26 protein-coding genes are annotated in these 25,906 nt (G+C 41.6%); 21 read left to right on the top strand and 5 right to left on the bottom strand.

Features of this window, described 5'->3' with window-relative positions:
- Nucleotides 1-15: 15 nt before the first annotated feature.
- The 9 genes from infB to lepA all read left to right on the top strand — a co-directional run bounded on the left by infB (nucleotide 16) and on the right by lepA (nucleotide 12,173).
- Nucleotides 16-2,448: a translation initiation factor IF-2 gene (gene infB / locus AB4027_RS06975; protein ID WP_368644819.1), complete on the top strand. Its 2,433-nt coding sequence runs from the start codon at nucleotides 16-18 to the stop codon at nucleotides 2,446-2,448.
- Nucleotides 2,449-2,471: 23 nt separating this feature from the next.
- Nucleotides 2,472-2,828, top strand: a complete 357-nt coding sequence (gene rbfA, locus AB4027_RS06970) for a 30S ribosome-binding factor RbfA (protein WP_091485682.1) — start codon at nucleotides 2,472-2,474, stop codon at nucleotides 2,826-2,828.
- 124 nt (nucleotides 2,829-2,952) lie between these two features.
- Entirely contained in the window at nucleotides 2,953-3,876 is a 924-nt protein-coding gene (gene truB / locus AB4027_RS06965) for a tRNA pseudouridine(55) synthase TruB (RefSeq protein WP_368644818.1), read from the top strand.
- Nucleotides 3,877-3,878: 2 nt separating this feature from the next.
- Nucleotides 3,879-4,835: a riboflavin biosynthesis protein RibF gene (ribF, locus tag AB4027_RS06960; RefSeq protein ID WP_368644817.1), complete on the top strand. Its 957-nt coding sequence runs from the start codon at nucleotides 3,879-3,881 to the stop codon at nucleotides 4,833-4,835.
- A 162-nt stretch (nucleotides 4,836-4,997) separates the two neighbouring features.
- Entirely contained in the window at nucleotides 4,998-6,026 is a 1,029-nt protein-coding gene (gene hrcA / locus AB4027_RS06955; protein WP_368644816.1) for a heat-inducible transcriptional repressor HrcA, read from the top strand.
- Between the two features lie 20 nt (nucleotides 6,027-6,046).
- Nucleotides 6,047-6,628: a nucleotide exchange factor GrpE gene (grpE, locus tag AB4027_RS06950; protein WP_368644815.1), complete on the top strand. Its 582-nt coding sequence runs from the start codon at nucleotides 6,047-6,049 to the stop codon at nucleotides 6,626-6,628.
- A 26-nt stretch (nucleotides 6,629-6,654) separates the two neighbouring features.
- The gene (gene dnaK, locus AB4027_RS06945) at nucleotides 6,655-8,496 is read left to right on the top strand and encodes a molecular chaperone DnaK (RefSeq protein WP_368644814.1); all 1,842 of its coding nucleotides are present in this window, start codon (nucleotides 6,655-6,657) and stop codon (nucleotides 8,494-8,496) included.
- A 299-nt stretch (nucleotides 8,497-8,795) separates the two neighbouring features.
- Nucleotides 8,796-9,959: a molecular chaperone DnaJ gene (gene dnaJ, locus AB4027_RS06940; RefSeq protein WP_368644813.1), complete on the top strand. Its 1,164-nt coding sequence runs from the start codon at nucleotides 8,796-8,798 to the stop codon at nucleotides 9,957-9,959.
- A gap of 390 nt (nucleotides 9,960-10,349) precedes the next feature.
- The gene (lepA, locus tag AB4027_RS06935) at nucleotides 10,350-12,173 is read left to right on the top strand and encodes a translation elongation factor 4 (protein ID WP_368644812.1); all 1,824 of its coding nucleotides are present in this window, start codon (nucleotides 10,350-10,352) and stop codon (nucleotides 12,171-12,173) included.
- A 187-nt stretch (nucleotides 12,174-12,360) separates the two neighbouring features.
- On the opposite strand, the gene AB4027_RS06930 is transcribed toward lepA, so the two are convergent.
- The 3 genes from AB4027_RS06930 to AB4027_RS06920 form a co-directional block, all read right to left on the bottom strand.
- The gene (locus tag AB4027_RS06930) at nucleotides 12,361-13,158 is read right to left on the bottom strand and encodes a DUF1828 domain-containing protein (protein ID WP_368644811.1); all 798 of its coding nucleotides are present in this window, start codon (nucleotides 13,156-13,158) and stop codon (nucleotides 12,361-12,363) included.
- A gap of 17 nt (nucleotides 13,159-13,175) precedes the next feature.
- Nucleotides 13,176-13,631: a hypothetical protein gene (locus AB4027_RS06925; RefSeq protein ID WP_368644810.1), complete on the bottom strand. Its 456-nt coding sequence runs from the start codon at nucleotides 13,629-13,631 to the stop codon at nucleotides 13,176-13,178.
- 352 nt (nucleotides 13,632-13,983) lie between these two features.
- Nucleotides 13,984-14,220, bottom strand: a complete 237-nt coding sequence (locus AB4027_RS06920) for an ImmA/IrrE family metallo-endopeptidase (RefSeq protein WP_368644809.1) — start codon at nucleotides 14,218-14,220, stop codon at nucleotides 13,984-13,986.
- Between the two features lie 382 nt (nucleotides 14,221-14,602).
- Here AB4027_RS06920 and AB4027_RS06915 point away from each other — a divergent pair, with 382 nt between their 5' ends.
- From AB4027_RS06915 to AB4027_RS06895, 5 genes are all read left to right on the top strand, one after another.
- Nucleotides 14,603-15,016: an ArpU family phage packaging/lysis transcriptional regulator gene (locus AB4027_RS06915; protein WP_368644808.1), complete on the top strand. Its 414-nt coding sequence runs from the start codon at nucleotides 14,603-14,605 to the stop codon at nucleotides 15,014-15,016.
- A gap of 211 nt (nucleotides 15,017-15,227) precedes the next feature.
- Nucleotides 15,228-15,788, top strand: coding sequence for a hypothetical protein (locus tag AB4027_RS06910; protein WP_368644807.1), 561 nt, complete (start codon nucleotides 15,228-15,230; stop codon nucleotides 15,786-15,788).
- Between the two features lie 61 nt (nucleotides 15,789-15,849).
- Nucleotides 15,850-16,020: a phage terminase small subunit-related protein gene (locus AB4027_RS06905; RefSeq protein WP_368644806.1), complete on the top strand. Its 171-nt coding sequence runs from the start codon at nucleotides 15,850-15,852 to the stop codon at nucleotides 16,018-16,020.
- Nucleotides 16,021-16,836: 816 nt separating this feature from the next.
- The gene (locus tag AB4027_RS06900) at nucleotides 16,837-17,046 is read left to right on the top strand and encodes a hypothetical protein (RefSeq protein WP_368644805.1); all 210 of its coding nucleotides are present in this window, start codon (nucleotides 16,837-16,839) and stop codon (nucleotides 17,044-17,046) included.
- Nucleotides 17,047-17,458: 412 nt separating this feature from the next.
- Nucleotides 17,459-17,605, top strand: coding sequence for a hypothetical protein (locus tag AB4027_RS06895; RefSeq protein ID WP_368644804.1), 147 nt, complete (start codon nucleotides 17,459-17,461; stop codon nucleotides 17,603-17,605).
- Nucleotides 17,606-17,722: 117 nt separating this feature from the next.
- On the opposite strand, the gene AB4027_RS06890 is transcribed toward AB4027_RS06895, so the two are convergent.
- Together AB4027_RS06890 and AB4027_RS06885 are read right to left on the bottom strand one after the other, a co-directional pair.
- On the bottom strand, nucleotides 17,723-17,971 hold the full coding sequence (locus tag AB4027_RS06890) for a hypothetical protein (protein WP_368644803.1): 249 nt from the start codon (nucleotides 17,969-17,971) through the stop codon (nucleotides 17,723-17,725).
- 124 nt (nucleotides 17,972-18,095) lie between these two features.
- Nucleotides 18,096-18,620, bottom strand: a complete 525-nt coding sequence (locus AB4027_RS06885; protein ID WP_368644802.1) for a hypothetical protein — start codon at nucleotides 18,618-18,620, stop codon at nucleotides 18,096-18,098.
- Between the two features lie 225 nt (nucleotides 18,621-18,845).
- Between AB4027_RS06885 and AB4027_RS06880 the strand changes: the two genes are divergently transcribed.
- The 7 genes from AB4027_RS06880 (at nucleotide 18,846) to dtd (ending at nucleotide 25,793) form a co-directional block, all read left to right on the top strand.
- Complete coding sequence (locus AB4027_RS06880; RefSeq protein ID WP_091489302.1) at nucleotides 18,846-20,132, top strand: HlyC/CorC family transporter; 1,287 nt, start codon at nucleotides 18,846-18,848, stop codon at nucleotides 20,130-20,132.
- A gap of 24 nt (nucleotides 20,133-20,156) precedes the next feature.
- Nucleotides 20,157-20,780 carry a DNA-3-methyladenine glycosylase gene (locus AB4027_RS06875; RefSeq protein ID WP_368644801.1) on the top strand — a complete coding sequence of 208 codons (624 nt, stop codon included), beginning with the start codon at nucleotides 20,157-20,159 and terminating at the stop codon, nucleotides 20,778-20,780.
- A 14-nt stretch (nucleotides 20,781-20,794) separates the two neighbouring features.
- A complete protein-coding gene (locus AB4027_RS06870; RefSeq protein ID WP_368644800.1) occupies nucleotides 20,795-21,346 on the top strand; it encodes a DUF3013 family protein in 552 nt (183 codons plus the stop codon).
- Nucleotides 21,324-22,277: a 50S ribosomal protein L11 methyltransferase gene (gene prmA / locus AB4027_RS06865; protein WP_368644799.1), complete on the top strand. Its 954-nt coding sequence runs from the start codon at nucleotides 21,324-21,326 to the stop codon at nucleotides 22,275-22,277. Before AB4027_RS06870 ends, prmA begins: the two co-directional genes overlap by 23 nt.
- A 5-nt stretch (nucleotides 22,278-22,282) precedes the next feature.
- Entirely contained in the window at nucleotides 22,283-22,951 is a 669-nt protein-coding gene (gene deoC / locus AB4027_RS06860; protein ID WP_368644798.1) for a deoxyribose-phosphate aldolase, read from the top strand.
- Nucleotides 22,952-23,099: 148 nt separating this feature from the next.
- Nucleotides 23,100-25,319 carry a bifunctional (p)ppGpp synthetase/guanosine-3',5'-bis(diphosphate) 3'-pyrophosphohydrolase gene (locus AB4027_RS06855; protein WP_368644797.1) on the top strand — a complete coding sequence of 740 codons (2,220 nt, stop codon included), beginning with the start codon at nucleotides 23,100-23,102 and terminating at the stop codon, nucleotides 25,317-25,319.
- 27 nt (nucleotides 25,320-25,346) lie between these two features.
- Nucleotides 25,347-25,793 carry a D-aminoacyl-tRNA deacylase gene (dtd, locus tag AB4027_RS06850; protein WP_368644796.1) on the top strand — a complete coding sequence of 149 codons (447 nt, stop codon included), beginning with the start codon at nucleotides 25,347-25,349 and terminating at the stop codon, nucleotides 25,791-25,793.
- Nucleotides 25,794-25,906: the final 113 nt, after the last annotated feature.

The following is a 25,906-nucleotide window of genomic DNA, read 5'->3' as shown; positions in this document are numbered from 1 at the left end:
CGGGAAGGTGATTAAATGGGCAAAAAGAGAGTCTATGAATTCGCGAAAGAAAATAATGTAGCAAGCAAAGATGTGCTGGATAAAGCAAAAAAACTGGGGTTCGATTACAGCAGCCACATGTCTTCAATGGAAGACAATGAGGTCAGTAAGCTGAAAACGGCATTGAGTCAGAAAGAATCTCCAAAAGAAAAGCCGGCAAAACCTCAAGGTCAGACTGATAAGAAAAACAGTTCAGATCAGAACAAACCGGCTGCAAAAAAACAGTCTAATGAATCATACAAAGCGGCTGGCAAACGTGATGCTCGTCCAAACTCGAATCAGCGTCAAAACAACCAATCAAAACCCGCTGACCGATCTAAACAAGGAACACAAAGCAACCAGTCAAACAAAAAAAATGAGAAAACTTCTCAACACAGTAAAGGACAAAAGAATATAAATAATAAAAAAACGTCATCTCAACCAAAAAACACTAAGAAAAAAGCTGCGCCTAAAGCTAACCAAAGTCAGACACCGGAATTACCTAAACGAACGACTGATGAAAAACAGAAACAGTCATTTGAAAACAAACGCAGACGTAATTCAAGACAGCACAGAGGTATCCACGGTGGACCTGCCGGAGCAAGAAGACGTAAGGGTAAGAAGAACCAGAAGCCGCAGACACCTGTGACTCCGCGTAAGCATAAAGAGCTGCCGGAAGTCCTGGAGTATACGGACGGCATGACTATTGCCGAACTAGCGAAAAAACTCCACCGTGAACCAGCTGAAATCGTGAAAAAACTGTTCATGATGGGTGTTATGGCTACTCAGAACCAGTCACTTGACAGTGAAACGATCGAGTTGCTGGCTACTGAATACGGTATCGAAACGGAAGAGAAAGTTCAGATCGATATGACCGACTTCGACACCTTCTTCGATCAGGAACCTAACGAAGAAAACATGGTCACTCGTCCACCTACTGTTACGATCATGGGACACGTTGACCATGGTAAAACGACCTTACTTGACAGTCTGCGTGAAACGAAAGTAACGGAAGGCGAAGCCGGCGGGATCACTCAGCATATCGGTGCCTATCAGGTCAAAGAAAACGGCAAGACGATCACTTTCCTAGATACACCTGGACACGCCGCATTTACAACGATGCGTGCCCGTGGTGCTGATGTTACTGATATCGCGATCATAGTCGTTGCTGCAGACGATGGGGTCATGCCTCAAACCGTTGAAGCGATCAATCACGCTAAAGCTGCTGAAGTACCGATCATTGTTGCAGTCAATAAAGTCGATAAGCCTGGAGCAAATCCTGACCGTGTGATGCAGGAACTGACAGAATACGGACTTATCCCTGAAGCATGGGGCGGAGAAACGATCTTTGTTCAGATCTCAGCGTTATTCAATCAGAATCTGGACGAACTGCTTGAAATGATCCTGCTTGTTGCTGAAGTCGAAGAACTGAAAGCCGATCCTAAACGCTTGGCTATCGGAACAGTTATTGAAGCAAGACTAGATAAATCACAGGGCTCTATTGCCACACTGCTTGTACAGGAAGGTACACTCCATCAGGGAGAACCTATTGTTGTAGGGAATACTTTTGGGCGTGTGAGAACGATGACAAACGACAAAGGACGTCGCGTCAAAGAAGCCGGACCATCGACTCCAGTCGAGATAACTGGCTTGAACGATACGCCACAAGCTGGCGACCGTTTCGTTGTCTTTGAAGATGAAAAAACAGCAAGACAAGTGGGCGAATCAAGAGCATCAGCTGCAACTGAAGCACAACGTTCAACGAAAAGTAAAGTTACGCTGGAAAACTTGTTCGACAGCCTGGAAGAAGGCGAACTGAAATCAGTAAATGTCATCATCAAAGCTGACGTACAAGGTTCAGCAGAAGCACTGGCAGCAAGTCTTGAGAAAATCGAAGTCGAAGGTGTCAAGATCGACATCATCCATACTGGTGTTGGTGCCATCAACGAGAGTGATATCACTTTAGCTTCTGCAAGTTCAGCGATCATCATTGGCTTTAATGTCAGACCGACTGTTCAGGCTAAAGAAAGTGCCAGCCGTGAAGAAGTCGATATCCGTACGCACCGTGTCATCTATAATGCCATCGATGAAATCGAAGCAGCGATGACAGGTATGCTGGATCCTGAATTCGAAGAAAAAGTTACCGGTCAGGTCACTGTCCGAGAAACATATGATGTTTCCAACGTTGGTACGATTGCCGGCTGTTTCGTCACTGACGGAGTCATTAAACGCAGCAGTTCGATTCGTCTGATCAGAAACGGCGTGGTCAAGCATGAAGGCGAACTTTCAAGCCTGAAACGCTTCAAAGATGATGCGAAAGAAGTCAGAAACGGCTACGAATGTGGTCTGACGATCGCAGGATACAACGACATCGAAATTGACGATGTAATCGAAGCCTATGAAATGGTCGAAGTTGAAAGAAAGAGATAAAATCTTAAGGACAGGTGAATAATATGCCTAACTATAGAGTGGGTAGAGTCTCACAGGAAATACAGAAAGAAGTCACGGACATCCTGCGCAAGCGTGTCCGTGATCCACGTGTCGAAGGTGTGACCGTAACGGGTGTTGATGTGACAGGCGACCTGCAGCAGGCAACGATCTATTACAGCACACTTTCTGACGACAAAGACAGCGTCAATCAGACACAGACGGGTCTTGAAAAAGCGACAGGTCTGATCAGGAAAGAATTGGGTAATCGACTGTCTCTTTATAAGACGCCTGAATTAACGTTTGCCCGCGACGAATCTGTTGCATACGGCAGCAAGATCGATCAGTTATTGAACAAAATAAAAGAAGAGCAAGACGAATAAGTCTATAAGTAAGATTTGAAGTCGTTTTTCTTAGCAAAAGAAAAGAGGAGAATCTTTGTTTAGTGAACATTGATTCTCTTTTCTTTTGTAAATTTTTAATATGGAATAGATCAAGGAGGATACGATGGAAGGATTATTACCTATATGGAAAGAAAGAGGCATGACAAGTCACGATTGTGTTTTTAAATTAAGAAAAATACTTAATATGAAAAAAATCGGCCATTCCGGTACGCTGGATCCGGATGTTGACGGAGTTCTGCCTGTAGCGATCGGTAAAGCAACAAAAGTCATCGAATACATGATGGATTCTGAAAAGATCTATACCGGAGAGATCACGCTTGGATTCTCAACGACGACAGAAGACCGTTCGGGCGAGATCGTTGAAAAGGAACCTGTGAGCAGTGAAATCGATGAAGCGTCTATCGACAGGGTATTATCCGAATTCGATGGGGTCATCACGCAGACACCTCCGATGTATTCCGCAGTGAAGATAAACGGCAAACGCTTATATGAATATGCCAGAGAAGGAAAAGTCATTGACAGACCTTCCAGAGAAGTGATGATCCATTCCTTCGACCGGACTTCCGACGTAAAGAGGGATGAGGAGAACGCCACATTGTCTTTTTCTTTCAAGGTCGTATGCGGCAAAGGAACCTATGTGAGGACCCTTGCTGTCGATGTCGGCAGAAAACTGGGTGTTCCATCACATATGTCAGATCTGACCAGAGAAGCAAGCAGTGGCTTTGACCGAGAAGAAGCATTGACGCTCTCTCAGATCCAGTCACTGGTCGATGATGGCAGCATTGATGATCACATTCTTCCGCTTGAACGTGCACTCGTTCATATGCCGAGATATGATCTGACTAAAGAAGAATACCTTCTGGTCAAAAACGGAAGCCGTCTTGAACGGGAGAAGTATATGAAAAATAAAGAAGACGAAATCGTCTTCTATTATATGAACAAGGCCGCAGCCATTTATAAGGTCCACCCGACCAAGAAAGACCTTATAAAACCGGCAAAGGTTTTGAGAAATGAAATGGTGGTGTAAAGATGGATATCAGAAGAATTCATCATCCCTATAAAAAAGAAGAGATAGGCAGCGAAGAAATCGTTCTGGTCTTAGGTTTTTTTGATGGCGTACACCGAGGGCATCAGGCGGTTATCAGCAAAGGTGTAGAAATAGCAAAGGAAAAAGGACTGAAATGTGCTGTCATGACGTTCAACCGGCACCCTGCTTTTGTCTACCGCAGTTTCGATCCGGATAAACATACGTATCTGACGCCTCTTGATCGTAAAGAAGAAATCATCAGAAATTTAGATGTCGATATTCTTTATGAAGTGGCGTTCACTGCACGCTTTGGCCGCTTGTCTCCTCAGGACTTTGTCGATCAGTATATCGTTGGATGGAATGCCAAAGTCGTTGTCGCCGGCTTTGATTATACCTACGGAAAAGCAGCAGAAGCGAATATGAACACCATGCCGGTATATGCAAAAGGGCGCTTTGAAATCGTCAAAGTGGATAAAAAAGTCGATGCTGAAGATAAAATCAGTTCAACGCGTATTCGCCGGTATATCAGTGAAGGAAAACTGAAACAGGCGAATGAACTCCTCGGTTATATCTATGAAACGAGCGGATTCGTCATTCACGGAGATGCCAGAGGAAGAGACCTTGGATACCCGACTGCAAACATCTATCCTCACCCCTATGTTATGGTACCTAAACGCGGAGTTTATGCCGTTAAATTATGGGTAGACGGAAAATGGCTGGATGGGATGGCATCGATCGGTTACAACCCAACATTCGGACATCGACCAAGTTATTCCATAGAAGTACATATCTTTGACTTCAATGAAGATATATACGGCGAGGACGTCAAAGTGAAATGGGTCGATTATCTGAGAGATGAAGTAAAATTCAATTCTGCCGAAGAGCTGATCGAAAGACTGGACCAGGATGAACTGGATGCTAAAGAAAGTTTGTCAAAGGTCAAAATAAATCAGATTTAATTGTTGACAGTAATCAATAGATTTGTTAAATTATAGATGTGTTAGCACTCGATAACTTCGAGTGCTAATTTAATGAAAGCTCACAGAAACAAAGCGCAGAGGACCTTTACTGTGCTTTGCCTAGTCTCTAATGATGCAGGATGCATCAAGGAGTGATTACACATGTTAACAAAGAGACAATTAATTATTCTAGATGCTCTCATTCGACTGTATACATCAACGGGTCAGCCGATCGGTTCGAAAACCATTCTGATCGACACGGCTATCGAAGCCAGTTCAGCTACGATAAGAAATGAACTGAGTCAGCTTGAAAAGCTGGGATTCATTCAGAAGACACATTCGTCGTCTGGAAGAATACCTTCTCTCAAGGGATACCGTTTCTATATCGACCATCTTATGCGGCCGCAGGAAGTGGCTAAGGATAAGATGAAGATCATCAGTGACGTATTAGGGAACCATGTAAAGCAAATGGACGATATCATGCATCAGTCGGCTCAGCTATTGTCTGATCTGACAAATTACACGGCTATTGTCTTGGGACCAAGGGCTGAAACAAGTCGCCTGACTGGGTTTAGACTTCTGGCATTGAATGACAACCATGTCATGGCTATCATTCAGACAGACAAAGGGACGATAGAAAATAAAGTATTCCGCATGCCTAAGACGATCAATGAGGCTGATCTGGTAAAAGTCACTAACATATTCAACCACCATTTAGTTGGTCATACGTTAACTGAAGTGGCCAGAAGACTCCAGCGTGACATTCCTCTCTTGATCAGGAAATACGCGTCAAATGCCGCAGAAATGTTTTTATCCATCGAATCAGTCTTTAAGGAATCAACTGAGTCGAGACATCACATTTCCGGCAAACTGAATATTCTGGATTTTTCTGAGAATATTGACACCCAAAAACTGAAATCGTTGTATACGATGCTGGATAGCAGTGGCGATCTATACGCGCTGGTCGATCAGATCAATGATGACTTCGTTGTAAAAATCGGGGAAGAAATAAATCATGACTTACTGAAAGACTTCAGTCTGGTCACGACGACTTACAACGTGAGCAGCTATGGAAAAGGTGTCATCGCAGTACTTGGACCAACGAGTATGGCTTATGATGAAACGTTCGGTGTACTTGATGTGTTTAGAAAAAAGTTGACACACACACTACTGGAGTATTATTTAGAATAATCAGGAAATGAGGAAGAGTTGTGAAAGATAATAAAGAGAAGCGCAAGCAGGAAGAGACAGACGAAACGTCACAGGAAGATGCTGCTGAGAAAGAATCAGTGATCATCGAAGAAGAAACAGCAGGCACAGATCCAGCTGAAAAATCAGAACAGAGTGAACTGGATAAAGTTTACAAAGAACTGGATGACGTGACTGACCGTTACCTTAGACTTCAGGCAGAACTGGCTAACATACGCAAGCGCCAGGAGCGTGAACGTCAGGATCTTCGTCGTTTCAGCTCTCAGTCACTGGCCAAGGAACTTATTCCTGTTCTGGATAATCTGGAAAGAGCCTTGACGATAGAAGCTGATACTGAAGCTGGAGAGAACCTGAAAAAAGGAATCGAAATGGTTCACAGCAGTTTCCTTCAGGCTTTTGAAAAAGAAGGGATCGAAGTGATCGATCCGTTGGGCGAACCGTTCGATCCTAACTATCATGAAGCCTATACGCAAGTACCGGCTAATGAAGGTCAGGAAAGCAATGAAGTCGCTCAAGTATTTGAAAAAGGATATAAACTGCACGAACGTGTCTTACGTGCTGCAAAAGTATCTGTTACATTATAAAAATCAAAGTAAAGGTGAGATAAATCATGGGAAAAATCATTGGTATCGACTTAGGAACAACAAACTCAGCAGTTGCCGTTTTAGAAGGCGGAGAAGCTAAAATCATCCCTAATAAAGAAGGGAACCGTACAACACCATCTGTCGTTTCATTTAAAAACGGCGAAGTACAAGTGGGCGAGGTTGCTAAACGTCAGGCGATCACTAACCCGAATACGGTCAGCTCGATCAAACGTCACATGGGTGAAGACTACAAAGTTGAAGCAGAAGGCAAGAGCTATTCACCACAGCAGATCTCAGCATTCATTTTACAGCACATCAAAGATTATGCTGAAGACTATCTAGGTGAAACAGTAACAAATGCTGTTATTACTGTCCCTGCTTACTTCAACGATTCACAGCGTCAGGCAACTAAAGATGCCGGTAAGATCGCTGGACTTGAAGTAGACCGTATCGTTAATGAACCAACAGCTGCATCACTGGCTTATGGTCTTGATAAAGTAGAAAAAGATGAAAAAATCCTGGTCTTTGACTTAGGCGGCGGAACATTCGACGTTTCTATTCTTGAACTGGGCGACGGTGTCTTTGAAGTTATGGCTACTGCAGGTGACAACCACCTGGGTGGAGATGACTTTGACGAGAAAATCATCGACTATCTTGTTGCTGAATTCAAAAAAGAAAACGGCGTAGATCTGTCTAAAGACAAAATGGCTGTTCAGCGTTTGAAAGATGCTGCTGAAAAAGCTAAAAAAGACTTGTCAGGTGTTTCTCAGACACAAATCAGCCTGCCATTCATTTCTGCCGGCGAATCAGGTCCATTGCACCTGGAAATCACTCTGACACGTGCTAAATTTGATGAAATCACAGACAGCCTGGTTGAACGTACGAAACAACCTGTCCGTCAAGCATTGAAAGATGCCGGTTTATCAAAATCAGACATTGACGAAGTTATCCTTGTTGGTGGATCCACACGTATCCCAGCAGTCGTTGATACAGTGAAAAAAGAAACAGGCAAAGAGCCTAACCGTTCAGTCAACCCTGACGAAGTTGTAGCGATGGGTGCTGCGATCCAGGGCGGCGTCATCTCAGGTGATGTGAAAGATATCGTCCTGCTTGACGTTACACCGTTATCGTTAGGTATCGAAACGATGGGCGGCGTCTTTACTAAGCTGATCGACAGAAACACAACGATCCCTACAAGCAAGTCACAAGTCTTCTCAACAGCTGCTGACAATCAGCCAGCCGTAGATGTACACGTGCTTCAAGGTGAACGTCCAATGGCTAAAGACAACAAAACACTTGGACGCTTCCAGTTAACGGATATTCCACCAGCACCACGTGGCGTTCCTCAAATCGAAGTATCTTTCGATATCGACAAAAACGGTATCGTCAACGTATCTGCGAAAGACTTAGGTACAGGTAAAGAGCAGAAGATCACGATCAAATCTTCTTCAGGTCTATCTGATGAAGATATCGAGCGTATGGTCAAAGAAGCGGAAGAAAATGCTGAAGCAGACAAGAAACGTAAAGAAGAAGTGGAATTACGTAACGAAGCTGATCAGTTAGTCTTCCAGATCGACAAGACCTTGAAAGAACTGGAAGGTAAAGTCGACGAAGCAGACGTCAAAAAAGCGGAAGAAGCACGCGACGAACTGAAAGCAGCCTTGGAAAATGATGACACTGAAGAAATCAAGACGAAACGTGATGCATTAAACGAAATCGTTCAGGAAATGTCAGTGAAGTTGTATGAACAGGCAGCTCAGCAGCAGGAACAAGCTCAAGGTGCTGAAGCTGGAGACACAGCTGACGCCGGTTCTTCAGATGATGTCGTAGATGCAGACTTCGAAGAAGTAGACGACGAAGAAAAATAATAGAATAAGAAAAGCGATATAAGCCTGTTCTGACTCCTACGAAAAAAAGGAAATCAATCCCTGAATGAGCATACTGCGCAATGGGTTGATTTATCTTTTTTCGTAAGGAGTCAGGCTTAGATCGCTGGACAATGTATATCTATTTGATAATGATTTTTATAGATACTGATATTCAAACAGGAGAAAGCACTTATGCTAAGTTTTCAAAAGTGCTTTCTTTCTTTTTGGTATCCATCTGATCGTTCTTTATCGACGTGAGAGATGGTTTACCGGATCGATCATAACGATGGAGGAATACTATGGCTGAGAAAGAAGATTTTTATGACCTGCTGGGTGTCTCGAAAGATGCCTCCCAGGATGAAATAAAAAAAGCTTACCGCAAGCTTTCAAAGAAATATCACCCGGATATCAACAAAGCAGACGATGCGGAAGATAAGTTCAAGAAGATATCTGAGGCATATGAAGTATTAAGCGATGAACAGAAACGAGCAGCATATGACCAGTACGGACACGCGTCTACCGATCCTAACTTTGGGGCCGGGGGCGGTTTCGGCGGGGGCTTCGGAGGCGCTGGCGGCGGCTTCGGCGGAGGCGGCGGTTTCGAAGACATCTTCGAGCAGTTCTTCGGCGGAGGCGGCAGACGCAGGAATCCGAATGCACCACGTCAGGGAGAAGACCTGCAGTATGTCATGGATCTGGAATTCGAGGAAGCGATCTTCGGTAAAGAAACGACGATCCGTTACAATCGCCAGGAAGAATGTGACAACTGCAACGGCAGCGGAGCAAAACCCGGAACAAGTCCGCAGACCTGTTCGACCTGTCATGGGGCCGGACAAGTGAATGCTGAAAGAAACACACCATTCGGCCGTGTCATGACACAGCAAGTCTGTCCGACATGTAATGGAACAGGAAAAGAAATAAAGGAAAAATGTCCGGTCTGTCACGGTGATGGACACACGAAACAGCAGCATTCTGTAAAAGTGACGGTCCCTGCCGGTGTGGAAGACGGTAATCAGATGCGTCTGCAGAATCAGGGTGATGCGGGTGAAAACGGCGGACCTTACGGCGATCTGTACGTCATTTTCAGAGTGAAAGCATCGAAAACATTCGACCGCAGAGGTTCCGAGATCTACTACGAACTGCCGATCAATATGGTTCAGGCTACTCTGGGTGACGAACTGGAAGTGCCGACCGTACATGGCAAAGTCAAGTTTAAGATACCGGCTGGAACCCAGCCCGGCACGACTTTCCGTTTAAGAGGAAAAGGCGCACCACGCCTTAGAGGAACGGGCAACGGGGATCAGCACATCAAAGTGAAGGTCGTCGTACCGGACAAGCTGACTCAAGACCAGGCTGAACACTTGCGAAAATTTGCTGAAGCCAGTGATTACGATAACGTCGTTGAACAGGGAGACAGCTCATTTTTTTCGAAAGTAAAAGACGCCTTTAAAGACAAACGCTAAATTTCAGGAAAAGCGTAACAAGCCGTTTTGACCTCGACAAAAATTGCTTTTCAACTAGCATGTTCCTACTTAGTTGAAAAGTACCAGGGGAGCATAGCGACCGTGGTTACCTTTTAATCGATCACAAAGCTTGATATTGTTTCACTAGTGTAGTCGGTCAACATGCATAAACTGGTAGTTTATTTCTCTTTTTTGTGAGAGGTCAGGCTAGTTTTCGCTGGACAGGAAAAGCGAAACAAGGTAAATAACATGTTATTTGAAAAGAAGAGGCCACTCTTAGCGATTTTGAGAGTGTTCCTCTTCTTTTTGTCTTAGTGAAAGTAATTGTACTCTGCCTTAATCGTTGGTATAATAGGATGGAATGTTTTAGAGGAATGAGGAAACAGAGAAATGGATAAAAAACAAGCGCGAGCACGACAGAAACAAATCAGAAACTTTTCTATCATCGCACATATCGACCATGGGAAATCGACCCTTGCTGACCGTATTCTTCAGCTGACACACACCGTTGCTGACCGTGAAATGCAGGACCAGTTACTTGATTCTATGGACTTGGAGCGTGAACGCGGTATCACGATCAAATTGAATACAGTTGAAGTGATCTATAAAGCCAAAAATGGTGAAACCTATATTCTGCATCTGATAGATACACCGGGACACGTGGACTTTACGTATGAAGTATCCAGAAGTCTGGCTGCCTGTGAAGGGGCCGTTTTAGTCGTTGATGCAGCTCAGGGCGTGGAAGCGCAGACTTTAGCCAATGTTTATTTAGCCTTGGATAATGATCTTGAGATCCTTCCAGTCATCAATAAAATCGACCTGCCTGCTGCCGATCCGGAACGTGTCCGTAAAGAAGTCGAAGACGTTGTCGGACTGGATGCCAGTGAAGCCGTATTGACGAGTGCCAAGACCGGGATCGGTATCGAAGAGATCCTGGAACAGATCGTCGAGAAAGTCCCCGCACCTGAAGGGGATATCGACAATCCGTTGAAAGCTCTTATTTTTGACTCAGCCTACGACCCGTATAGAGGCGTCGTTTTAAGTATACGTCTAATGGATGGTACACTGAAAAAAGGCGACACGATCCAATTGATGAGTAACGGCAAGACCTTTGAAGTCACAGAAGTCGGTGTATTCTCGCCTAAACCGATCGAACGGGATTATCTGATGGTCGGTGACGTCGGATATGTCACAGCGAATATCAAGACCGTTCGTGAAACACGTGTCGGTGATACGGTGACTTTAGCCAACAATCCGACAGAAAAAGCACTCCCAGGTTACCGTCACATGAATCCGATGGTATTCTGCGGAATGTATCCGACTGATTCTTCAAAATATGAAGATTTAAGAGAAGCGCTTGAACGCCTGCAGCTGAATGATGCAGCTCTGCAGTATGAAGCAGAAACATCTCAGGCATTAGGCTTCGGTTTCCGCTGCGGTTTCTTAGGTATGCTGCATATGGATGTTGTCCAGGAACGACTGGAACGTGAATTCAACTTGGACTTGATCACGACCGCGCCTTCCGTTATCTACAAGATCAATAAGACTGACGGTGAAACGATCATGGTTTCTAACCCGTCAGAAATGCCGGAACCTCAGGAAGTTGAGACGATCGAAGAACCCTATGTCAAGGCCACGATCACTGTGCCCAATGATTATGTAGGAGCAGTCATGGAGATCTCTCAGCGCAAGCGTGGAGAATTTTTGACTATGGAGTATCTTGATGACGTCCGAGTCAATGTCATGTACAATATCCCGCTGTCAGAAATCGTCTATGACTTCTTTGACCGCCTGAAATCAAGTACCAAAGGCTATGCTTCACTCGATTACAGTGAAGCGGGGTACCGTCAGAGCAACCTTGTGAAGATGGACATCCTGATCCATGGTGAAAGAGTGGATGCACTGAGCTTTATCGTGCATAAAGACTTCTCCTATGACCGCGGACGTTCAGTCGTTGAACAGTTGAAGAAAACCATCCCGAGACAGCAGTTCGAGATCCCGATCCAGGCGACCATCGGACAGAGCATCGTCGCCCGTTCGACCGTCAAAGCTTACCGTAAAGACGTTACAGCCAAGCTGTACGGCGGGGACGTCACACGTCGCCAGAAACTTCTCAAGAAACAAAAAGCCGGTAAGAAACGCATGAAGAATGTCGGGAACGTAGAGATCCCGCAGGAAGCTTTCATGGCTGTTCTTGATCTGGATGAAGAATAAACGTTGATATATCAACAACTGTAATAAGTAACTAACTTTAAAAATAGTAAACTTCCATCATTTTGCCATCATAAGACGGCAGATGATGGAAGTTTTTTGCTATTTCATCAGATTTTCAAAAATATCGTTTGTACAATTAAGGACGCTGGTGAGATTTTCTCTCACCAGCGTCCTTAATTGTACAAACTTAATTGCTTAATAATGCAATGTTATCTTCTAATTCTGAAACTCTAATGGGAGAAATATTTACATTATACTGATCATTAACTTCTCCATATATGGAAACGATTTCTGAATAATTAGTAAGAGTATGGCTAATGTCATCTAATATTGCGTAAAATGAAGCATCTTTTGTTCCTTTTAGCATACTCACATCCATACCTAACACTTTAGAATAAGTCAAATCATTGGGAGAGTTTATAATTCTAATAAGTTTATCGTGTTTTTGTCTGGTGGGGATTGAAAAATCAAATATGAAAGTAATACCACCTTTACCTATAGCGGGATATTTTGTTGAATATAGAATATTATGTTTATCCAATGCTTTAGATACTGTTTCAAAAGTAGCATTAGGCTCATAGTTGGGGCGTAATAAAAACATATCATTGATTTTTAGAACTGCTTGTAACAATCTATGTTTTGACACAGCAAATTTATTAAAGTTTGTTTCGATAAATATTTCGTTCGATTCTGGATTAAAGTCTACTCCATAATCTTCACATATATCATTAACCATATTTATTCTTTTTCTAGAACGATTAGTGATTGAGTAACCTAATGAACGCAAGTTAGCAAGAGTGTATCCGTCATCAGATATAACCAACTTATTATTTTTTAACAAATCAACATAAAGAATAATATCATCAAAATCATTATCCATAAAAGGGGTATCGATCCGAATGGTTTTGCTGTCAACCTCAGAATACTTCATGCTATCCATTATCCAATTAGAATACTGCTTTTTTAATTCTAAGATGGTGCTCATATTACCCCTCCTTTTTATTAACCTAGATTCTCTTTAATGCTAGTATACAGTGTAAAATTAGAAAAAGCATCGATTATATTCTGTACATTTGGAAATTCATGAGAATCTAAAGGGTAGGCAACCCTATCTCTTTTTGGATACTCTCTACTGTAAATATGAATATGATCTCCATCGATTCTAGTGCCATCAGGATTGTTGTGACCACTGCCAATATCAATTCTGATTAACTGATGATGTTTACTTGCAAAGCGTAAGTTAATTGTATATCTATTCATATCTCTATTGCCACGATAAATATGTAAGATATATTCTATTTCATCTGCAATACCAACAATTTTCTCGTTAACTTCTAATGAGCCCAACATTGGTGATATTTTGGCATTAATTTCTTGTATACCGAAAATTTTACTAGGATTTTTCAAAGAAGAAATTAATCCTTGGACTTCATTGTCATGAAGTTCATCTAAGTTCATTTATTACTTCTCCTTTCTAATCAAGCTACTCAACCTCTTTGACGGAGAAGAGTGGTTTTTTAGTTATCAAACACATTCCCGCAATTCTTGCAGTGCTATTTGTCCGTTTTCCCTTTTTTTCCAGCAAAACCAGCTAACTTTCCAAATCAACTAGTTAACAAAGCACCACCTAAACTTCCTCTACAGTAATACCTCCGACAATTCCAACGGCACTCCATACAACGCAGCTAAATCAGTTTTTGTAAAAAGACTTCAATCCATTTTCCTCAATGTATAAGTTATAGCATAAGTACAGGGCAAATTTATTCACTTCTTGTTCCATCTTAGAACGAGAGAGGGCATTTAACGTATATTAACTAGCAATCTCTTCATGTTCCAGCGCATGGTGTAATTCATGAGAAGCAACGAAATATTCTTGCGGTGAATTTTCAATCGATTTGTTTAATAAGATTGTAGGGTTGTTAAATAATTTTATGTACTGGCCAAGCGGATTGGCTCCGAAATCAACATAATGCAAGTCAATGCCAGCATGGTCAATAATAGCGAAGCGGTCTAGTGTACCGATTTCCTCATACAGGTCCTCAACCATATATTTTATTCTTTAACTCACGGTTCCCACCTTCTTTTTTCTCCTGTAGCTTGTCCCAGAAGAGGGTGGTTAAAACGTCTTCCACACGTTATTTTTCTGCTTCAGTGAGAGATTCGCCGCCGAAAGCAATGTTGACGTTGGAATTTAGCAATTCTTCTAGATTAATGACATATTTAGAGTATCCAGCAAGAATCATTAACTTAGGATAAGAAACATTATACACAACTGCAAATGCTTTTAACTTGTCCGGTGAGAGTGTATAAGAGTTTCCATGCGTACCACCACCTTTTTCAGCTGTACTAATAACATTATGACTAAGCCTGAAATTAGATCTTTTAGCAACGTGTCGACCTAATAAAATTATAACACAAGGAGTGGCGTAATGTTTCCAGAAATTGACAAAGAACAGACAAAGAAGATTGTCCATCGATTATTATCAAATTACAGCACAATGGCAAGGTTAGCAGATGAAGAGTACACTCCTGAAATTACCGCTACCTTCTCATTGGAATTGAAAGGCTGGGGAGGTAAGCCAAGTGATCAAGTAGGTAACGCAGTCGCTAGGAAGGTAACGGCTGAGCAGGAACTATGGAAGATTGGTAGAGCCATGAATCAATTGAATGCGTATAAAAGCCAAAATCTCCACTATAGGTACATAGATAGTCGAGAAATGATGGACACCATGATTTATTATGATTTGAACATGAGTGAACGGAGGTTTTACAGAGAATTAGGGAAAGCGCAGACTGAGTTTGCTGAGAGTTATGACAATGGCAGACTCCTGGCAGAGATATGACTGACATGTGGCTGACTTAAGGCAGTGAGACGGATTATAATTATATTGTGGTAAAGTATAGAGCTGGAGAAAAACACCTCCTGAAGACCTCCGATGACATATATTCTCGACGCCTATACTTAAGATTAAAGGGCTATCCGATCTGGTAGCTATTTTATTAGCATTTGGAGGCTCCTTTTTTGATATAATAAAAAGAAAAAGGAGTTATAGTATGAATTTTAATATTAATATTGACTATGATTTAGGTAACATTTGGGAACTTCTAACAGCAATAGGAACCGTGTCGGCAGTGGTCATTTCGTTATGGTTCACCTTTAGAAAACCAAAATATAAAAATGTGGAAATTTCTGGGAAAATTTTTTCTTCAGCTAGTAGAAATATTTCATTTACTATTGATAATGACGGCGGAAAATTATTGAAAATAATAGATGCTGGTGTATATATTTATTCTGGAAGTAAATGGCCAAAGAAACTAAAAAAAATAAATGAACCGACTATTAAATATTATTTGAGAAATGTCGGTTTATTAGGGCCTAAAGTAAATGTGGTTAAGAGTGTTGAAGATGAAGAAATAAGAATGAAAAGAATAATAAATCCTTATGAAAATGTAGGATATGTGTCAAGTTGGAGTTTAGAAAAATTTGAAGAACAATTTTCAGATTCTCCTAAAAATACCACCTATAAGTATTATGTAAAATTTGATGATGGGCATGAAATTCTTTCTAGTTTTTTTACTGTTGATAATAATCAAATAATAAATATAATCAACTAATCATTTTTAGGTTTTTTATACTTAGTTACAAAACAAACACAAATCGTGAGGTGGTGAAGATGTGCCTAAAAAACGGAATCCGAAAGGGGATGAACCCTATCAAATATGGTTAAAATCCAAAGGGAATAAGCTTTTAAAAGACATAGCAAAAGAAGTGGGGGGAGCATCTTCCACTCTCAGGAAATGGGAGTCCCAAGATAGTTGGGATTACGAAACGGAGCGCTCCGAATAAAAAGAGCGTTACGAATCGATGAGAGATAATAAAAACGCTAAAGGCAACCCCGGAGGAAAAGCTCCACCAGGAAAATCAAATTCGGTCACTCATGTCCTTTTTGCTAAGTGTCTTTTTGAAAACCCTGAAAGATGAAGCAGGTACCTTATGTGAAGACGAGTAAAGGCTGAAGTGTTCAAGTTTAAAAAGTTCAGCAAGAGATAGAAGAAAATTATCAACTGGTCGGTGAAAACAAGCCCAGTCAAAGATAAGAACGGATTATTGCAGACGGGGCCATCCGGAGCAGTAAGACAATCTCTATGAGCCGTTCTTCTGTGATGTGGGCGATGGAAACATTTAGCGGTCAGAACATGGGAATGGCTAGTAAGACGATTGGACCCTTTAGACGAAACGTGTTCTTCTGGTTACGGCTTATTCTGCTATTCCGTGGCTACAGAGTTAAAGATCATCAGACCGATAACATGGTGGAAGTCATAACTAAAGCATTACGAATTACTTCTTTATCTTTGGTGGTAAGGATGAACGGTCACAAGTCTTGATCCAAAGGATATCCTTATCCGGTATAATCTTTGATGAAGTGGCTCTAATGCCTCAGTCATTCGTTAACTAGGCAATAAGTCGTTGTTCAGTAGACGGCTCCAAGTTCTGGTTTATATGTAACCCGGACGGACCTTATCACTGGTTCAAGACGGAATGGATAGATAAGCTGGTTGAAAAGAATCTGATCTATCTTCACTTCAACACGGAAGACAATTTAGGCCTGTCTGAGCGTATTAAAGAACTTAATCGCTCAATGTATTCAGGCGTTTTCTATAAATGTTAGATCGGAGTATTATGGACCGTTGCGAAGGTATCATTTATGTTATCTTCGACCAGAGCAAACGTGTTTATAACGAGCTCTTAGAATATATCTTTGGAGGGAACTATATATCCAGTGAATACGGTACGCCAAACGCTACCGGTCTTTTATTGTGGAAGAAAGATAAAGAAGGCGTATGGTGCGGCACAAAAGAATACTATTATTAGGACGTGACCAAAAGAAACAAAAAACAGATAAAGAGTTCGCTGATGATCTATATGAGTTTACAAAAGGTATCAAGATAAAACCAGTCATTTTGTATCCAGCGGCTGCTTCTTTCAGAACAGAATTGAAACAAAATGGGTTTAACATCAAAAACGCTAGCAATAATGTGTTGGATGGTATAAGACTGTTCGGTACATTGTAAACTGAGAGTAAAATTCGATTCTATGCAAGTTGCAAGAACACAATAAAAGAATTTAATGCATATATTCGGGGTGAAAAGGCTGCAGATAATGGGAATGACAAACCAATAAAGATTAATGACCATACTATGGACGCGGTTAGATAATGCGGCTATATGATTCTTAGAAATGGTTCTAGATGGCTTTGTTAGGGGAGAAAGGAATAGTGTATTAAATGGTCTGTGATAACCTACAGAAACATCTAGAGAAAAAAGGGTTGAAAATTAAAGAGAAGAAAAACCAATCTTTTAAAACACTCACCACAAAGGAAAAAGACGATTTATTTGAAGAAATGGCACGTGAATTAGGCTATATCGATTAGAACTAAATAACAAAAAATCGTTTTCGAACTATAAATAGTAACAAAAACGATTCTCATAATATTACATTATGATTTATTGCTTTGAATCAAAACATTAATATAGTAATTCGTGAAGACCTAAAATTTCAGAGTAACAGTATCTGGTTCAACCGAAAAAGAATACGAATACTCAGCGTTAGAGGAAACGTAAAGATGTCCATCTCCACCTTGAGTGTAAAGAGCGGCTCCGTCATTTCTTATTACTAAAGAAGCATTATCACTGAGCAAAAACTGTGTTTCAATGTTCTGATCTGTAAAATCTGCACACTTCATTTGTTTTGCTTTACCTGAAAAATCATTTGAATAACCTAGTTCAATTTTATTCATTATTCTTACCTCCTTTGGTTAGAGTATATCAAAATAGGTAGAGAATGTATAAATACTTTTAGTTTGTATGGATGAATAAGTTTATTACCACGACTAACAGCATGTGAATCTATAAGGATAAGTATTAAAGAGTAATCCATGAGTAAATCATTAGTAAGTAAAGTACTAAAAGAAACAGGACCGGCCAAGATAATTTTATAAATAATTTTATTAATTCAAACTTGTTTTTGTAATGTTTGTGATTTATCCTATAACTTGAGTTTCTTAAAGGGATGCCAATATCCTTGCATAATCTATCATATCTATAGCTGAAACGTTCAGAAAAGTAAGTCCAATGTTTCATGTAGTCTTTATCGTTAGAACGTTTTAATTTCAATGCATAGTCTTTTACAGAAGGGTGGTAATATCCATCAGAGTTAGATAAGAGAATAATTATTTGGTTAGCTATTTCATGAGCTTCTTTTACGGTAATTGATTTGCTATACAAATCATTCTCAACATAATTGAAAATTGGTAAAAAAGATTTTTCATATAACAGTCTGGATGTTTTTTGTTTTTCCGGCTTAATTCCAATTTTAAATGTTGCGTAAGAACTAATGATGGTTAATAAAACTGGTATAAACAACTCATTTAAATTAATAGTGATCATTTGAATCAGCTCCTCCTAAAAGGAGTATATCAAAAGCAGTTTCAAACGTATATTAATTTTTTATTGAAAAAGAGCATTCTGTTTCATTTTAAATAGAAAATTTAAACTAAAAAAGAGAAGGGCTTTCTCTTTTTTTACATGACTATTTTTTCGTAACAGTCAAGTTTTATAACAATCTATGCTATAATAAAAGGGAAAAACAATGAAAGTAGGGAATGCAATTAAATGGATAGTGATAATATAAGGAGTATCATCATTCTTGTCATACTGGTCTTGCTATCTGCTTATTTTTCTTCTTCCGAAACCGCTTTTACTTCAGCCAATCGGATCAGGTTACGGAATGAAGCAGAAAAAGGGGATAAACGCGCGGAGCTCACGCTGAAGTTAGCAGAAAATTTTGATGCGGTGCTCTCAACGATACTGATCGGAAATAACATCGTGAATATTGCCATGTCGGCGATCGCCACGTTACTTTTTGTCAGCTGGTTCCCGGTATATGGACCGACGATCGCTACAGTGGTCATGACCATCATCATCCTTATCTTTGGTGAGATCACACCCAAATCGATCGCTAAAGCAAAGAGTGAACCCCTTGCTAAAGCCTCCACACCTTATATTTATTTTCTAATGACCATTTTTAAACCTGTATTATGGCTGCTAAGGCGCTGGAAACTCATGATCGACAGAGTGTTTCAATTGGATGAGACGGAGATCATCAGTGAAGACGAGCTGCTTTCTATCGTTGAAGAAGCTGAAAGCGGCGGAAGTATCGAAGGACATGAAAGCCAGCTGGTCAAGGCAGCGATCGAGTTTGATGATATGGAAGTAAATGTGATCCTCACACCGCGTGTGGATGTCGTGAGTGCCGAACTGGATTCGACGGATGCAGAGATCGAAGAGATTTTTATGAATCATAATTTCTCACGCTTGATCATATACGATGAATCCATTGATAATGTAGTAGGTGTCCTGCATGAAAAGGACTTTAACAGGTATCTGCGAGCTAAACAGGCGAAACAAAAAGCCGTTTCTTTACTCTCAGTGGTAAAGGATGTTATTTTTGTGCCCCCGGTCATGAATTTATCAAAACTGCTTAGATTGATGCAGAAGAGTAAGACACATATGGCTATCGTAGCTGATGAACATGGCGGAACCATCGGTATTGCCACCATGGAAGATGTCCTGGAAGAACTTGTCGGAGAAATTTGGGACGAATCGGATATCATTGAAGAAGAGGTCGTTGAACTGAAGGCCGGAAAACGATACAAGGTCAAAGGCACAGCGAGTCTGGAGAAGATATTTGAACTATTCGGTCTGACCGGCTATGAATCGTATGTCTCCAATTCAATGAGTGGTTTCGTCATCGAAGAATTAGGTCAGTTCCCGCAGGTCGGGGATGCATTTAAATATTACAATATGAAAGTATCCGTCACAGCTGTCAGGAACAGACGTGTCTTGGAGGTCCAGATCGATTATCTGCCGACGGATATGACTGAAGAAACAGAAGATTAAGTAATGGAGTGAATGAAAAATAGCATGTCATTTTTAACAGATCCGTCCTTATCAACGGTAGAGATAGCTGAACAGCTTCTTGGCTGTCTGCTGGTAAAAGAAGTAGATGGTGTCATTACATCCGGACATATCGTCGAAACAGAAGCTTATGTCGGTATAGAGGATCAGGCCAGTCACAGTTATAACAGCAGGAAGACACCGAGGATGACGGCCATGTATGAACCGGCCGGTACTATTTATATTTACAAAATGCACACCCATCTGATGCTGAATGTCGTGACTAAAGATAAAGGCGATCCGCAGGCAGTCCTTATTCGGGCGATCGAGCCTCACGCTGGAACACAGCTGATGGAGGAAAGACGACAAAAACAGGGTGTTGAAGCCACGAGTGGGCCCGGAAAACTGACGAAAGCAATGGGGATCGCGATGGACGATCATGAAACATCGATCCTGAAGCCTTCTCTTTATATTGATACACATGAGAAAAAATCACCTGTCAGTATCGAAAGATCTAAGCGTATCGGGATCCCGAATAAAGGCGAATGGACAGACGCGCTGCTGCGTTTCACCGTCAAAGGAAACCCTTACCTCTCGAGAAAAAAAGGACAGGTAAGAGTAGATAATGGATGGGATGCTATGTTAGACTAAAAGGAGGGATTATTATGTCGAAGGACTTATCAGGATACATTGATAATGAATTGAAAGAGATGTTGCCTAACTTTAAGTGGAAAATAGTCAAAGAGAGCAAAAAGAACCTGATCGAGCTTTTTCTGACGTTTCATGTCGAAACAGATGAAGAGTATCAGGTCCAGGATATGATCGGGAAGAACAACGAACCCGGACTGGTTCAGTTTGAAGATGTCATCTGCTTTTATGATCCGGCTTATGCACATGTCAAACCTCAAAATTATCTCGCTTCTTTCTCTATCGACAGTCATACGGGTGTCGAGAAAGGTTATGTCGATGCTATTCTCAGACAGTTGAATTACACAACAAAAAAAGGCAAAGTTGAGCTGACTGAATTTTTAAGAGATGATTTTGCCGATTCATTTGCATTGACCTGGAAAGAAAGTAATCTACAGAATATGGTCGATACATTGAAAGAAACTGGGCGTTACAGTGAAGAAAAAATACCAATGAATCTGGATGATGAACAATCATTCTTAGAAAAGTTGAAAAAGGGTGACGCGAATGACGGAGTGGAAAGAGTTTAGTGTCGCAATTAATAATGAGGCCGCAGAAGCGGTATCTTCTATTTTCACAGAGCTTGGCTCGTCAGGAGTCTCTATCAGCGACCGCAATGATTTTCTGCATATGCCGGAATACGGTAAAGATACATTATGGGAACTGAATGAAGAAGACTTTCCTGAAGATGGGGTGATCATCAAGGGATACTTCACAGAACATGACGACCTGGATCAGATCAGAGAAGATTTGACACAGCAAGTGAAACAGCTGGAGACTTTTGGTATACAGATCACACATCTGGATATCACTGTGAGTGATGTCAAAGAAGAAGACTGGTCGAATGCCTGGAAAAAATACTATCATCCGGTAAATATCACCCGATTTCTGACTATCGTCCCTCAATGGGAAACCTACGAGAAACGATTTGATGATGAACGTATCGTGTACCTGGATCCGGGGCTGGCTTTCGGTACAGGGACACACCCAACGACTCAGTTATGCATCCAGGCTCTGGAAACATGTGTGTTTCCGGAAGCTAAACTTTTTGACGTCGGTACAGGGTCAGGTGTCTTGTCGATTGCGGCAGAGTTATATGGAGCAAAAGAAGTCAGAGCCTATGATCTGGATGAAGTGGCTGTGACATCTGCGAGAGACAACATCAAGCTCAATCAGCTCGAAGATGCTATTGATGTTCAAACGAATAATTTGCTGAAAGACGTCAGTGACAAAGCAGACATTATCGTCGCTAATATACTGACAGAAGTCATCTTACCTTTTATCCCTGATGCCTATGCGCATTTAGAGGATGACGGGTTGTTTATTACCTCAGGCATTATTTTAGATAAAAAAGATGAAGTGATTGATTCTTTGATCCGACATGACTTTGAGATCCTTCAAGTCAATCAGATGAAAGATTGGATAGCTGTCATCGCTAAAAAAACAAAAAAGGAAGAGTGAATTAAATGGAAAAAATGGAAAAATATATCGATCACACACTATTAAAACCGGAATCAACAGACATGGATGTACAAAAAATCTGTCTGGATGCAAAGAAATATAACTTTAAATCTGTCTGCATCAACCCAGGCTGGGTAAAATATGCAGCTGACTTATTAAAAGATTCAGAAGTTGAAACCTGTACGGTCATCGGTTTTCCTTTAGGAGCCAATACGTCTAAAGTCAAAGCCTTTGAAGCGGAACAAGCAGTCAAAGAAGGCGCAACTGAAGTCGATATGGTTATCAACATCGGCGCTCTGAAAAGCGAAGATTACAGCTTAGTACATGATGATATCAAAGCTGTTGTCGATGCTGTGAACGGTAAAGCGCTAGTTAAAGTGATCATTGAAGCCTCTCTATTGAATGAGCATGAAAAAGTAAGAGCCTGCGAAGCAGCTAAACGTGCCGGTGCAGACTTTGTCAAGACATCTACTGGCTTTTCAACGGGTGGAGCTACCCTTGAAGACGTTAAACTGATGCGTAAAACTGTCGGACCTGATATGGGAGTTAAAGCGTCAGGCGGCGTGCGTTCGATCGAAGACGCGAAAGCCATGATCGAAGCGGGTGCAACACGTATCGGTACATCTAACGGTGTTGCGATCGTTGAAGGAAATGAAGCGACTGAAGATTATTAAGGTGTCATACATACAGCCTGCCTTGAAGTAAGAGCTGAAAAGTTTTATAATTAAAAAGAAGAAGTAACCAGCACTCCTATAAGTGCTGGTTTTCTTATCAGGAAAGGCCAATCAACTATGATAACCTCAAAGAATGAAGGTGACACCTATGCCACAAAATAAAGATTATGCCCCACAGGAAGTTATTGCACTATGTCTGACGTATATGAGCAGCGAACATGTCGGCTTTGTCAAAAAAGCCTATGATTTAGCTAATGAAGCTCATAAAGGTCAGATGCGAAAATCCGGGGAAGAGTACATTATGCATCCGGTGCAGGTTGCAGGGATCCTCGCTGAATTGAAAATGGATCCTGTTACTGTTGCAACGGGTTTTCTGCATGATGTTGTTGAAGATACAGACTACACCTATGCCCAGCTGGCTAAACTGTTCACGCCGGAAGTCGCAGATCTCGTCGATGGTGTAACAAAGCTGGGTAAAATCAAATTCAAATCCAAACAGGAGCACCAGGCTGAGAACCATCGGAAAATGCTTTTAGCTATGGCTCAGGATGTTCGGGTCATTCTTGTCAAACTAGCTGACCGTGTACACAACATGAGAACCCTTAAGCATCACCGGCCTGAAAAACAGCGGGAGATCGCCAGAGAAACGCTGGATATCTATGCACCGTTGGCGGACCGTTTGGGTATCAACCGCATGAAATGGGAACTGGAAGATACCTCATTGAGATATTTAAATCCCCAGCAGTATTATCGTATCGTTCACCTGATGAACTCCAGACGTGAAGACAGAGAGAACTATATTGAAGATGCGAAAACGGCTATTCAGAAATCAGTTAAAGAACTGGGTGTCGAAGCCCAGATAACGGGAAGACCTAAACATATTTATTCGATCTATAAAAAAATGAAGAGTCAAAAAAAGCAGTTCAACGAAATCTATGATTTACTGGCGATCCGGATCATCGTCGATTCCATCAAGGACTGCTATGCCGTGCTGGGTGCCATCCATACACGATGGAAGCCGATGCCGGGACGATTCAAGGATTATATCGCCATGCCAAAAGCTAATATGTACCAGTCACTGCACACCACAGTTCTTGGCCCCCATGCAACGCCTCTTGAGGTCCAGATCAGAACGATGAAAATGCATGAGATCGCTGAGTACGGGGTTGCGGCTCACTGGGCATATAAAGAAGGTATCACCCAAAAAATAGATAACGATGAACTAAGTGAACACATTTCGTGGTTCCGCGATATCCTTGAGCTTCAAAGCGAGTCCCGCGATGCCAGTGATTTCATGGATTCCATCAAGCAGGATATCTTTAAGGATAAAGTCTACGTGTTCAGCCCTAAAGGTGACGTTATGGAGCTGCCTAGCGGATCCAGTACACTGGACTTTGCGTATCATGTCCACACTGAAGTTGGAAATAAATCGATGGGAGCGAAAGTGAACGGTAAGATCGTTCCATTGAATTATAAATTAAAGACAGGCGATATCGTCGAGATGCTGACCTCAGCCAATTCATTCGGTCCAAGCCGAGACTGGCTGAATTATGTCAACACATCAAAAGCTAAAAATAAAATCAAACGCTTCTTTAAAACACAGGAAAAAGAGCAGAATATCGAACGCGGGAAAGAGATCCTTGAGAAGCTGCTATTGGAAATGGAATTCAATCCAAAAGATATCCTGAAAAAGGATAAACTGAGAAAAACAGCGGAACGGTTCAACTTCCAGACTATTGACGACCTGTATGCCGGTATCGGTTATGGTGAAGTCAAGAGTGCAACAGTAGCCAATCGTTTAACGGATAAAGAACGTCGTGATCGAGAAAAGGAATCATTCCAGCTGGATGAATCGACCAATACGATCGAACTTAAGAATAAAAAAGAACCAGAACGTATGAAGATCCGTCACGAAGGCGGCGTTGTGATCCAAGGGGCTGACAATCTCCTTGTCCGTTTAAGCAAGTGCTGTAATCCGGTTCCCGGAGATGAAATCGTGGGCTATATCACACGTGGTCGTGGAGTGTCGATCCACAGAAAGGACTGTCCGAACCTTCATTCGTCTGATGAAAATGAAGACCGTCTTATCGACGTTGAGTGGGAATCGACCAAGGCCAGTGCGAATAAGGACTACAATGCTGAAGTACAGGTCGAAGGGTATGACCGCAGCGGATTCTTAAATGAGATCCTGCAGGTCATCAACTCCCAGACCAATAAGCTGAGCAATATCAATGGCCGAGTGGATAAAAATGGAACAGCCATCATTAAATTCACGATTGCTATCCAGAACCTGAAAGAGCTGGAACTGATCGTAGATAAGGTGAAGTCTGTGCCGGATGTGTATTCAGTTAAACGGATAACGACATAAATTTTCAGATCGACTAGGAGGATTTAAGTGAGAGCAGTGATTCAGCGTGCGAAAGAAGCACGGGTGCGCGTCGAAAACGAAGTAGTGGGTGAAATCACTCATGGACTGGTTGTTTTATTAGGTGTAGAAGATGCAGATACACAGGAAGATATCGCTTATCTGGTACGCAAAATAAGCAAGCTGCGCATTTTTGAAGATGACGAAGAAAAGATGAATCTGTCAGTTCAGGATGTAAAGGGGGATATTTTATCTATTTCCCAGTTCACTCTGCATGCAGACACCAGAAAAGGCAATCGTCCCAGCTTTACTGGGGCAGCCAAACCAGAACATGCTGATGAATTGTACAAACAGTTCAATGCTGAACTGGCTGATGAAGGAATCCATGTTGAAACCGGAAAATTCGGGGCACACATGGAGATCGATTTTATCAATGATGGTCCGGTGACCATTTTGATCGATTCAAAAAACAAATAAAGACAAAAAAAGACGGGGAAAACTCCCCGTCTTTTTTTTGTCTTTAGCCAAGTATTCAACTGTGGAACGGGAACCTCACCAAGCTCTGACTCATTTCACATAGTAAGAGGTCG

It is taken from the genome of Alkalibacterium putridalgicola (assembly GCF_040959045.1).
GTDB classification, from domain to species: domain Bacteria; phylum Bacillota; class Bacilli; order Lactobacillales; family Carnobacteriaceae_A; genus Alkalibacterium; species Alkalibacterium putridalgicola.
Note: the sequence above shows the minus strand (reverse complement) of the source record. Positions and strands in the feature narration are given on the sequence as shown.